Annotated in this window: 12 protein-coding genes and 1 pseudogene; 2 read left to right on the top strand and 11 right to left on the bottom strand. The window is 40.4% G+C overall.

The genetic code is table 11. From position 1 onward, the window contains the following. Positions 1-202: 202 nt before the first annotated feature. The 3 genes from hpf to ODU37_RS07505 all read right to left on the bottom strand — a co-directional run bounded on the left by hpf (position 203) and on the right by ODU37_RS07505 (position 2,772). Positions 203-745 (bottom strand): ribosome hibernation-promoting factor, HPF/YfiA family, encoded by a 543-nt coding sequence (gene hpf / locus ODU37_RS07515; protein ID WP_004194117.1) that lies wholly within the window; start codon positions 743-745, stop codon positions 203-205. A gap of 76 nt (positions 746-821) precedes the next feature. After that, a complete protein-coding gene (locus ODU37_RS07510) occupies positions 822-1,487 on the bottom strand; it encodes a ComF family protein (protein WP_024382697.1) in 666 nt (221 codons plus the stop codon). Then, positions 1,480-2,772: a DEAD/DEAH box helicase gene (locus tag ODU37_RS07505; protein ID WP_044759384.1), complete on the bottom strand. Its 1,293-nt coding sequence runs from the start codon at positions 2,770-2,772 to the stop codon at positions 1,480-1,482. The genes ODU37_RS07510 and ODU37_RS07505 overlap by 8 nt, the downstream gene beginning before the upstream one ends. Before the next feature lie 56 nt (positions 2,773-2,828). On the opposite strand from ODU37_RS07505, the gene ODU37_RS07500 reads away from it, so the two are divergent. Both ODU37_RS07500 and cysK read left to right on the top strand, forming a co-directional pair. Then, positions 2,829-3,461, top strand: a complete 633-nt coding sequence (locus ODU37_RS07500; RefSeq protein ID WP_024417021.1) for a YigZ family protein — start codon at positions 2,829-2,831, stop codon at positions 3,459-3,461. An 89-nt stretch (positions 3,462-3,550) separates the two neighbouring features. Next, positions 3,551-4,477, top strand: a complete 927-nt coding sequence (gene cysK / locus ODU37_RS07495) for a cysteine synthase A (protein ID WP_002937015.1) — start codon at positions 3,551-3,553, stop codon at positions 4,475-4,477. Positions 4,478-4,502: 25 nt separating this feature from the next. Here the strand turns inward: cysK and ODU37_RS07490 are convergent, their stop codons facing one another. From ODU37_RS07490 to ODU37_RS07455, 8 genes and pseudogenes are all read right to left on the bottom strand, one after another. Continuing rightward, entirely contained in the window at positions 4,503-4,874 is a 372-nt protein-coding gene (locus ODU37_RS07490; protein ID WP_002937017.1) for a S1 RNA-binding domain-containing protein, read from the bottom strand. A 1-nt stretch (position 4,875) separates the two neighbouring features. Continuing rightward, positions 4,876-6,276: a bifunctional Cof-type HAD-IIB family hydrolase/peptidylprolyl isomerase gene (locus ODU37_RS07485; protein WP_044759386.1), complete on the bottom strand. Its 1,401-nt coding sequence runs from the start codon at positions 6,274-6,276 to the stop codon at positions 4,876-4,878. A 49-nt stretch (positions 6,277-6,325) separates the two neighbouring features. Beyond that, on the bottom strand, positions 6,326-6,967 hold the full coding sequence (locus ODU37_RS07480) for a response regulator transcription factor (RefSeq protein WP_079394183.1): 642 nt from the start codon (positions 6,965-6,967) through the stop codon (positions 6,326-6,328). Further along, positions 6,939-7,955: a sensor histidine kinase gene (locus ODU37_RS07475; protein ID WP_002937028.1), complete on the bottom strand. Its 1,017-nt coding sequence runs from the start codon at positions 7,953-7,955 to the stop codon at positions 6,939-6,941. The genes ODU37_RS07480 and ODU37_RS07475 overlap by 29 nt, the downstream gene beginning before the upstream one ends. After that, positions 7,952-8,647: a cell wall-active antibiotics response protein LiaF gene (liaF, locus tag ODU37_RS07470; protein ID WP_024384079.1), complete on the bottom strand. Its 696-nt coding sequence runs from the start codon at positions 8,645-8,647 to the stop codon at positions 7,952-7,954. The genes ODU37_RS07475 and liaF overlap by 4 nt, the downstream gene beginning before the upstream one ends. 284 nt (positions 8,648-8,931) lie before the next feature. Next, positions 8,932-9,420, bottom strand: a complete 489-nt coding sequence (locus ODU37_RS07465) for a PASTA domain-containing protein (RefSeq protein WP_371128166.1) — start codon at positions 9,418-9,420, stop codon at positions 8,932-8,934. A 3-nt stretch (positions 9,421-9,423) separates the two neighbouring features. Continuing rightward, positions 9,424-10,926: pseudogene (gene pknB, locus ODU37_RS07460) on the bottom strand (Stk1 family PASTA domain-containing Ser/Thr kinase); the annotation flags it as partial. Beyond that, complete coding sequence (locus tag ODU37_RS07455) at positions 10,926-11,663, bottom strand: Stp1/IreP family PP2C-type Ser/Thr phosphatase (RefSeq protein ID WP_004194145.1); 738 nt, start codon at positions 11,661-11,663, stop codon at positions 10,926-10,928. The pseudogene pknB and the gene ODU37_RS07455, both read right to left, overlap by 1 nt. Between the last annotated feature and the right edge of the window lie 17 nt (positions 11,664-11,680).

Here is an 11,680-nt window from a genome sequence, read left to right as displayed (position 1 = left end):
GACTAGTCCCTCAAGAGACAACTCAATCATTCTATCATCTTCTACTGAACTTGTCAACACTTTTTCGAAACTTTTTTTCATTCCGCTACTGACTAGCCCCTCAAGAGACAACTCATTTATTCTATCATCTAGTTTGGTAATTGTCAACCGGTTTTTTGAAAATAATAAAACAGCTGCAAAAACTGCAACTGTTTTATTATCTTTATTGACGTACCTCTAGAAGACCCAAATCTCCATCTTCGCGTCTATACAATACATTTGTTGTACCGTCATTAGCATCTGTATAGATAAAGAAATCATGTCCGAGCAACTCCAATTGGAGGACTGCTTCTTCCATATCCATTGGTTTCAAGTCTACTTGCTTAGTACGAACCACTTTTACTTCCTCGCCTGTTTGCTCAACAAGTTCATCTGTAAAGACTTGACCAGTTGCCACTTTTTGACGATGTTTTCGTTCAATTTTGGTTTTGTTACGACGAATTTGGCGTTCAATCTTATCTACTACAAGATCGATAGAGCCATACATTTCTTGTGAAATATCTTCTGCGCGAAGTGTAACTGCTCCAACCGGAATTGTCACTTCTACTTTTGCGCGCTTGTCACGGTAAACTTTTAGATTTACTTTAGCATTCAACTCTTGTTCTTCATTGAAATATTTCTCAATCTTAGCCACTTTCTCTTCTACATAGGTGCGAAGTGCTTCTGTAACTTCAAGGTTTTCTCCACGAATACTGAATTTAATCATATTAGTACCTCTTTCTTGGCTTTCGCCTTTCTTCACTATTATTATACCACATTATAGGGATATTGCAACCGTTTTCTTATCGTGTTAGTGAAAATGTTTTGATTTCTTTCCTACCAATTTTCATGAAAAGTTCTACAGCAAGTTGGATTGTGGCTCCTGTTGTATATATATCGTCGAATAATAATATTTTTTCTGGCACTTCTTTTTCATCTAATAGATAGAACATCTGTTTTGCTTCTAGTCTCTCTGCACGATTTTTAGATGATTGTTTTTGGCTTTCATACTTTCCAAGAAGGGACTGATAGGGAATATTTGTAGCACTCAAAAGTCCTTCCACTTGATTAAAACCGCGTTCTGATAGTCGTTTTTGACTAATTGGTATGGGAACAATTGTGTAGTCAGGAAATTGGCTTAACGCTATTCTAAGCTTTTTAGCAAAAATATTTCTTAAAACATAGTCTCCTTGAAATTTGTAGCGACTAAAATAATGTGCCATTGCTTGATTATATTGGTACAAAGCTGTGTGGACAACTGGTTTCCCTTGATTCTGCCAGTACTGACAATCCTTGCAACTTTCCGATTCTCCATTTTTATAACAATGTGGACAGTGTTGCTCTGCTATTTCCTCAAAAGTTGAAAAACATTCTTCACAGATGCCTGATTTTTCTTTACTAAAGAAGATGAGATCTGAAAATCTTGTTTTATTTTTCATAGCTTGACCGCACAATAGACAATTAGACATAACCAGCCTCCTTGTTCATCTGTTTAATTTCAGCGATTGCCTTTTCAATGGCTCCTGTACTTCCCTCATGATAAAACTGGAGTAAACCAGTCGGACGTTCTATACTCCTGCCGACCCGGCCTGCAATCTGAACGAGACTTGACGCTGTGTAGAGGTAATGATTGGCTTGAACAACAAAGACGTCTACACATGGGAAGGTCACCCCACGTTCAAGAATAGTCGTCGAGATTAAGACTGTGATTTCTCTCTTGCGAAACCCTTCAACTATTTCAAGGCGATTTTCTGTTTGACTGGATACAAAGCCAATTGTTTCTTCTGGGAATGTTTTTTTCATTATCTTGGTAAATTCTTGACCTTTGGAGATTTCTGGGACAAAAATGAGTAAGGGAAAGCACGACTTTCTCTGTTCTTCAATCGCTTTTTTCAACTTTGGAACTAGTCTATTTTTCTTTAGGGTATCATCGAATTTACTAAACCAGACTTTTTGCGGGACAACAAGTGGGTTGCCATGAAAGCGCCTTGGCAAACTAAGACGACTTAATTTGCCTGTTCTGACTTTTTTATCCAATTCATCTGTTGAAGTTGCCGTCAGAAAAACTTGAACACCGGCTTCCTTGACCGCATTGTCTGCTGCTCGATAGAGCATGGGATTATCTGCATAGGGAAAGGCGTCTACTTCATCAATCAAAACCAAATCAAAGGCCTGATAAAATTTTAATAACTGATGTGTGGTTGCTACAACTAATGGGGTTCGGAAATAGGGTTCAGACTCTCCATGTAGTAAACTAATTGGAACTGAAAAGTCATTTTGCAGACGTTTATAGAGTTCGATACAAACATCAATTCGAGGACTGGCTAGGCAAACCGCTCCGCCTTTATCAATCACTGAGGCAACGGTGTGGTAGATCATTTCTGTCTTACCTGCTCCTGTTACTGCATGAACCAATGTCGCACGATTGTTTTCCACGTTTGCAACTAGTCCATCTGAAATTCTTTGTTGCCAATCAGTTAGTTGACCTTTCCACTTTAAACACTTAGTGATTGGAAAATCTTTCTGAGGAAAATGATAGAGTTTTTCGTCTGACCGCACTCTGCCTAGAAGCAAGCAGGCTCGACAGTAATAAGCATCGTTTGGCAATTTGTTTTCTTCTTCAAAAGTTGTTCCACAGCGAAAGCAGTTATTCTTTTTTGTAATACTTGGCACTTTTTCTGCTATTTCTCTTTCTTTTGCTGTCAATTGGTATTTGGTAAATAATCTACCGTAATAATTTTCTAATTCTTTCATCACTTATTTATTCGGAATTTCTTGTCAGTTTTTAAAAAAATTAGTACAATTTGGTTATGAAAGAATTTAAAACAATTAGAGAAGATGGTATTGTTGAAGAAGAAATTAAAAAGTCACGATTTATCTGCTTTATGAAACGAGTGACCTGCGAGGAGGAAGCTCGCGACTTTATCAACAAAATCAAGAAAGAACATTACAAGGCTACTCATAACTGCTCTGCTTTTGTCCTTGGAGAAAATATGGAAATCAAGCGTTCCTCAGATGATGGGGAGCCGTCTGGTACTGCTGGTGTGCCAATGCTGACAGTTTTAGAAAATCACGAACTGACCAATGTCGCAACGGTGGTTACCCGCTATTTTGGAGGTATCAAACTAGGGGCAGGCGGACTTATTCGTGCTTACGCTGGAGCCGTGGCTAATGCAGTCAAGGAAATCGGGGTTGTGGAAGTCAAGGAGCAGGAAGGGATTTCCATTAGCATGTCCTATGCCCAATACCAAGAGTTTGCCAATTGGCGAGCTGAGCAAGGTCTGGAAGAATTTGATACCCAGTTTACTACTGAAGTTTCAACCATGATTTTTGTAGATAAAGAATTCCTTGAACAAACCTTAGCAAGTCTCACTGACTTTTACCACGGAAAAGTATCCGCGGAAAAAGCTAACTCTCGAATCGTTGAGGTACCTGTCTATTAAAAAAAGCTATCGGCGAGATAGTTTTTTTATATTATCCTTTTTTGACTTTCTACTATATAATGTATAATAACATTATTTGGAGGTGCCATATGGCTATTTATCAAAACATTACTCAATTAGTTGGAAAAACACCTGTTATTAAACTCAATAATATCGTTCCAGAGGGGGCAGCGGAGGTCTATGTGAAATTAGAGGCCTTTAACCCAGGATCTTCTGTAAAAGACCGGATCGCCTTGGCTATGATTGAAGATGCTGAGAAGGCTGGTACAATCAAACCTGGAGATACTATTGTTGAGCCAACAAGTGGTAACACTGGTATCGGTCTTGCTTGGGTTGGAGCAGCAAAAGGTTATAAGGTGATTATCGTCATGCCTGAAACCATGAGTGTTGAGCGTCGTAAGATTATCCAAGCTTATGGAGCTGAACTTGTCTTGACTCCTGGTAGCGAAGGGATGAAGGGGGCTATCGCCAAAGCAAAAGAGATTGCTGAAGAAAAAAATGGCTGGGTTCCTTTCCAGTTTGCTAATCCATCCAATCCAAAAGTTCACGAAGATACAACAGGACAGGAAATTTTGGAAGACTTTGGCACAACTGGTTTAGATGCCTTTGTATCTGGCGTTGGTACTGGTGGTACCGTTTCAGGTGTTTCGCATGTTTTAAAGACAGCAAATCCAGATATTGCTATCTATGCTGTTGAAGCTGATGAATCAGCTGTCTTATCTGGTGAAGCACCTGGTCCGCACAAGATCCAAGGTATTTCGGCAGGTTTTATTCCAGATACTTTGGACACTAGCGCCTATGATGGCATTATTCGTGTCAAATCTGATGATGCCTTAGCTACAGGTCGTGCTATCGGTGGAAAAGAAGGATTCTTAGTTGGTATTTCTTCAGGTGCAGCAATTCACGCTGCTATCGAAGTCGCTAAGGAGTTGGGAACTGGAAAAAAAGTGTTGGCAATCTTGCCTGATAACGGAGAACGTTACTTGTCAACAGCTCTTTACGAGTTCAATGATTAAAAAGAAAGAAGGTTAGGAATGCATCCTATACCTTCTTTTCTTTGTGTTCTTTGAGATAGCCTTTAGCTTCCTCAATCCATTTCGGAAGTTGTTTTGCTAAAGGGGAAAAACCTATTTTATTCCGTTCATTTGTAAAACGATGATGACGCGGAATTTTTTGTTGTTCTTCTTCTAAGGTCCGGATTGATAAACTAGCCTTTTCAGTATATTCATCAAAGTCAACTACCTGTACCAAAACCTCTTGCCCCAATTTTAAATGATCATAAATATTATCAACAAAACCTGTTTTGATTTCCGAGATATGGATTAGGCCCGTCGTCCCATTCTCTAATTGTACAAAGGCTCCATACGGCTGAATGCCCGTTACCGTCCCCTTGAGTTTATCTCCGATTTTCATCTTAATCCTCTATTTCGATGGTCTCAATTACAACATCTTCATGTGGACGATCTGCTGAATCTGTTGCAACCGCTGCGATAGCATCCAAGACGACGAAGGATTCTTCATCAACTAGATGACCAAACACTGTGTGGCGTTGGTCTAGATGTGGTGTCCCGCCATTTTTGACATAGGCTTCTGCAACTTCTTTAGGCCAACCGCCTCGTTCTAATTCTTTCGCATTGTATGGGAAGTTTTGGTTTTGAACGATAAAGAATTGGCTTCCATTTGTATTTGGTCCTGCATTGGCCATTGACAAGGCTCCTCTGAAATTAAAAGCTTCCATTGAAAATTCATCTTCAAACGCAGTACCATAAATAGATTCACCACCCATGCCTGTTCCGGTTGGATCGCCACCTTGAATCATAAAGTCTTTGATAATACGATGGAAGATAATCCCGTCATAATAGCCATCTTTAGAAAGAGCTACGAAATTTGCTACAGTTTTGGGTGCAATTTCAGGGAAGAGTTTTACTGTTAACTTACCGTGGTTAGTCTTGATATGCGCAACTGGCCCTGTAACATTTTCCAAATCTAATTGCGGGAAATATTTTTCTTTTTCTACCATACCTAATTTCTCCAAGGCATCAAAAATGCCATCTTCTTCTACTTTTTTTGTGATATAATCTGCATGCTTTTGCAGTTCTGGATGCGAATGCCCCATAGCGATACTAATTCCTGCATAATCGAATAACTCAATATCGTTGAGTCCATCTCCGAATACTAGGACATTTTCAGGTTTCAGGCCTAGTTTTTCAACAACCTTAGCAACACCGGTTGCTTTGGAAGAGCCTTTTAGCACAATGTCCGATGAAATAGCATCCCAACGAACACTACGCAATTCCGCTTGCAACTCTTCTGGAAGTTCTACTTCGTGACCATCTTTCTCGAAAGTTAACAATTGATAGATGTCATTTTCTTTATAAAAAGTTGGGTTTGTTTCCAAACCTTCATAAATCAAGTCAATTACTTGACTAATGCGGTCAGTTCGTGCAGAAAGTGTCCCTTTTTGACTACCAAGCATACCATATTCGATTCCAATTTCTTTAGCCCAATTTAATACAGATTCTACTAAATTTTGGGGCATTGGCTGATGGTACACTACCTGACCTTTGGCATCTTCTACGTAGGAGCCGTTAATCATAGCGAAAAAGTCTGGCTTTAAGGCCTTGATTTCTGGCACTAAACCATAAGGCGTTCGTCCTGACGCAATTCCTGTCAAAATTCCCTTTTCTTTCAGTGATTTGAAAACCTGCTGAATTGATTCAGGAATGTAGCCTGTATTCTTCACACGTAGCGTGTCGTCAATGTCAAAAAAGACTATTTTTATTTTTTTTGCCTTATATCTGAGTTTTGCATCCATATAATTCCACTATCCTTTGGTTGAAAATTAACTAATTTTCATTATACCACTATTGGTCCTCTTGCGCCACCAAACCATGCTGGAAAGCATAAACAACTGCTTGAGTACGGTCGCTCACAGCTAGTTTGGATAAGATATTGGAAACATGGGTCTTAACAGTTTTTAAGGATATGAAGGACTCATCTGCAATTCGTTGATTATCATATCCCTTGGCTAACAGCGTCAAGATTTCGCGTTCACGAGCTGTCAAGTCATCATGTAAATCTGGGTGGCGTTTATGGTGCTCTACTTTTTTCTCTACTTCTGTCTCAATAGCATATTCTCCAAGAGCTACCTTGCGGATGGCTGCTAAGATTTCGTCAGCACTTGACGTTTTCAACATATAGCCACGAGCTCCTGCTTCCAGCACAGGATAGATTTTCTCATTATCTAGGTAGGAGGTCAGGATGACAATCTGCGCTTGCGGCCATTCCTTCAGCAAGCCCAGGGTTGCTTCTACGCCAGTCATCTTAGGCATAACCAAGTCCATCACTACAACATCGGGTTTAACCTCTAATGCTTTAGCTAAACCTTCCTCGCCATCACTAGCTTCTGCAACTACTTCAACATCTGGCTGTAAATTTAAGTAACTTTTCAATCCTAGACGAACCATCTCATGGTCGTCAACCAGCATCACTCGAATCGTATTCATCTTCTTTTCCTTTCAATAGTGGGATACGAATATCAATCGCCACTCCCTTATTTGGAGCAGTGCGAATTTTTATCGTTCCAGCCATGTCTTCAACCCGCTCACGTATGTTTTGAAGACCGTAACTTAATTCATCATCTGCCCCTTGTTGGAAGCCGATACCATCGTCTGTCATTTTCAACTGCAGTTCTGTTTCTTTCTGCAAGAGGTAAACATCCAAATGCTTGGCTTTGGCATGTCGCAAGGTATTACTGATAATTTCTTGCGCAATGCGGAAGAGATGTTCTTCAATTAGTTTCGGTAACTCCTCTACTTCATGTTGGAAATGAACGATAATATTACTTTTGTCGCTAACTTCACGCAAAATCAGCTCAAATCCTTCAACCAAGGTTTTACTTTCAAGTTCACTTGGGCGTAAATGTAATAATAGGATGCGTAGGTCTCTTTGGGCAGACTCAATCATGTCTTTCACGAGCATCAGCTGTTCCTGCAAAGTTTCCTGCGGAAGAGTGGATAGATTGGACGATAATCCTGACAAAATCATGCTCGTTGCAAATAACTCTTGACTGACCGTATCATGCAAATCCCTGGCAATCCGTTTCCGTTCTCCCTCAACAATCTCTTCTTTCTTGACTAAATCTTGATTGTCAACCAGTTGCACCTGACGCGTGAGGTTTCTGACCTTATCAGACAACTGGAGCAAGAGCTGATCACTTTCGGTATCTGTTCGAATACTTTTATTCTTCAAGATAGCTTGTAACTTCGTCCGCATAACCTGAGTGGAGGCTAGGCTGACAGTTTGTACCATTACAGCTAGAAAAAGGGTTAAAACGATAACTAGTAGAATGAGAGTAAACACGAGCTGCTCCGTTGAAATCCAGAGCGTAACATCTAACAATGAATAATTTAAAAGTGGGAGGGTGGAAGCAATCACCACAAAAACAATGAGACAGGCAAACCAGGCGAGGAGTAGGTAGGTACGTTTTCTCATACGCGAACCACCTCCACATCTCCTAGTATATTATTGGTAACGACTTTTACACGTTTGTGTGATTCTTGATAATCGGGACTATTGACCGCTATACTTTCATTCCGCAAATCCCAGTATGATTCACCCAGGAAACTTACTCGTCCATAGATACTAGTTGCTGAAAGTGCAACCTCAACGTCAATTGGAACAATAATTTTTGTCCGTCCAAACGTTTTACGAATTACAACAATATTATCTCTGCCAACTAATACAGTCTTATCCAAATCAACTACATCATTGCCAAACAAGCGTACAATGTTAATATCTTCAAAACCAAACCTATCTTGAGAGTGGTCGTGGTTGCCAAACCATCTATTTTTCTCTTTTTGAACCTGTAGAGAATAGTCACTAAAAACAATGTGGGTATATTGGTTTCTCTTTTCATAACGTGAAAAGAAATTAATCAGCATGTACACGACTAGTAGCATAATCCCAATAATGAAGAAGGGATTTAAAACAAAGACCAAAAATAATAGAGATAAGGAGCTGACCAGTAAAACGCTATTAACTTTTCTTCCTAGGAAGTACCAAATGATGAGTAATAAGGCAGAGAAAAGTAGCAGGGTCCGACTGGCCTCATTGGCTACCACGTCAAAGGCTGCCATCGTAAAAATCATACTTTCTATTAGTAGAAAAAATTGAACTTTCCGCATCTTCTCCATCCTTTCTATACTATTGTAACAAAAAATAAGTAAAAGAACTCCATCCAAAGTAGGAAATATAGGACTGACTGATATATAGTTTTAGTTTACTTTTAGTTCAAGGCAAGTTGACAACGGATAATTTTGATTTTCGAAGAGTATAAATGAGCTTTAATCTGATCTAGCATGACTTTTCCCCTTTTATTTTTAGTGTAACATAAAAAACTAACCTACCACAAAATATGATAGGTTAGTTAACTTAATGACATTGGGCATCTACCCAACCTTATTCATCTTTATTGTCCGCTATCTGTTGAAGTACTTGTGCTTGTGGAACTTCCTGTTGAAGAATCGCTACTGGTTCTGGTTGATGCAACGGAGACATACAAGGTAACTGTTCCATCAATTGTTGCTCCAGCAGCAGGATATTGTCCAATGACAATATCACTTGTCGTTGAATAATAACTTCTATCTTCTTGTTTTTCAATATTTTCCGCATTGACACCCAAGGCTTGTAATTGACTACGCGCCTGTGAATAGGTGTAATTGCGAGATGTTAAATCAGGCATAATCAACTCTTTTCCTTTTGAAATAACTAGATTGATGATAGAACCTTTTGCCAATTCTGTATTGGCAACGGGATCTGTACTGATAACCTGACCCGCAGTAACAGATGAGCTATATTCCTGAGTAATAGTTCCAACACTGAATCCTGCTGTCTGAAGAACTTGAGTAGCATTCTCCTGACTTTTTCCAACAACGTTTGGAACAACTTGTGGCGCCACTCCTTTGGAAACGTAAAGGGTAATTTTTGCCCCCTTCTCAGCAGAACTATTTGCTTCTGGATCTGTTTTGATGACGAGTCCTTGGGCAACTTTTTCGCTATATTCTTCTTTTATTGTCACTTGGAAACCAAGAGCCTCCAATTCCTGCCGTGCAGTATCAGACTCCTTATCCACCACATCTGGAATAGATGACAGCGCAGCCGTTGCTACTACAATATCAATCTTACTCCCTTGACGTCTGGTCGTCTTTGCAGCCGGAGAGGTTCGTATTACCAAGCCTTCATCTACAGTTGCGGTCGCTTCTTCTGTGATATTTCCGACTTCCAATCCTGCTACTTCAATCATTTCTGTAGCTTTTTCAACGGTTTGACCAGACACATCAGGGACGGTAACTGTCCGTGGAGTGTTGAAAAACATGAGTCCAGCCGCTATGACTGTTAACAAAATAGCCCCTATCAAGACTTTGTAGCGTGTACGCATACCTGGTCTTGGTTTTGAAACAGGCTTATTTCCCGACTTCGCCACTTCTTTCTTACCAGACCCCTTATCCGTCGCAAAAACTTGGGCAGAACTGTTTGTATGCGGTACTTTCGTTTCAACATTGGCCTGGGAGAGTTTTGGCAAGGTTTTTGTATCAACCTTGTTCCCTTCTAGTTCAACCCTGGGTTCATTCCGACGATCCATGGATAGAGCCGAAGCTAAATCTGCGTACATTTCTGCAACCGACTTATAGCGCTCGTTTAATTTTTTAGCCGTTGCTTTTAGTACAACATTTTCTAAGGCCTGAGGTACGTTGGCATTCTCTTCTCTAACAGATGGGAGAGGTTTTTGAAAATGCTGAAGAGCGATCGTCACAGCACTGTCTCCATCATAGGGAATGCGACCCGTCAACATTTCAAAAAGGATGATTCCCATCGCATAAATGTCACTTTGAATGGTCGCTTTCGAACCACGCGCCTGCTCAGGTGAAAGATAGTGAACAGAACCCAACATGGAGTTGGTTTGTGTCAAACTCGTTTCAGCAAAGGCAACTGCAATACCAAAGTCTGTTACTTTAGCGACTCCATTGGAAGTCAAAAGGACGTTCTGAGGTTTCAAATCTCGATGGACAATTCCTCTCGTGTGCGCCATTCGCATAGCAAGGAGAATCTGTCCCATAATTCGCACCGCAACATCGTTGGAGAGTGGTGCATTTTCTTTTATATAACGTTTTAAATCGAGGCCATTGACATATTCCATAGCCAGATACTGTTGACCATCTTCTTCGCCGATGTCCGAAATACGAACGATATTGGGATGGTCAAGTTCTGCCATGGCACGCGCTTCACGTTGAAAACGCTGGATAGCAATTTGATCTGTCTGATAGTTGGTCCGAAGAACTTTAACGGCAACCTCTTCTCCATCTAAAATCAAATCTCTTGCTAGGTAAACATCTGCCATACCGCCTCGACCAATTTGCCGAACGATTCGATACCGACCGGCAAAGATCTTACCGATTTGAATCATTACCTAGCCTCCTCCGTAATGTGAAGCAAACCTACTGTAATATTATCTAGACCGCCTGCATTATTGGCAAAACGTACAAGTGTTTCTACCTTGCTTTCAATTGAAACATCACTCAATACAATATCACGAATATCCTCGGTTGGTACCATATTGGTTAAGCCATCGCTGTTAATAAGGACGTAATCTCCAACCTCAAGAGTTTTCAAAGCAATGTCTGGTTCAATTGGTTCGGCTTGTCCGATGGACTGCGTTACAATATTTTTTTGAGGATGACGCTGTGCTTCTTCTTCTGTGAGCTGACCAGCTCGAACAAGGGCACCTACCAGCGAATGGTCGTTGGTTAGACGTGTATATTCGCCATCTCTAATCAATCCAACTCGTGAATCTCCGACATGGGCATAAATCATTTGATTATCGATGACAACAACTGCTTCAAGAGTTGTTCCCATCCCCTTGTATTCTTCTGTCTGTCCAAGTTCATGAATCTTTTGGTTTTCAGCATCAATGATTGCAACCATCCATTCACGGACATCATTTAAGGTCACTAATTGAGTATCAACCCAAGCAGCTCCCAAATCTGTTGCTGCCATTTCACTAGCAATATGGCCGGCACGGTGACCACCCATTCCATCAGCTAATACGACCAAATCAATCCCTGCACGGTTTTTGTAGCGATTGATATAGTCTTGGTTGTTCGAACGTTTCTGTCCTACATCAGTAAGTAATGCAATTTCCATAATTTTTATCGTTGCTA

This window comes from Streptococcus sp. 2021WUSS109 (assembly GCF_044427305.1).
Taxonomy (GTDB): domain Bacteria; phylum Bacillota; class Bacilli; order Lactobacillales; family Streptococcaceae; genus Streptococcus; species Streptococcus suis.
The sequence above is the reverse complement of the archived record's forward strand: the minus strand, read 5'-3'. Positions and strand labels throughout refer to the sequence as shown.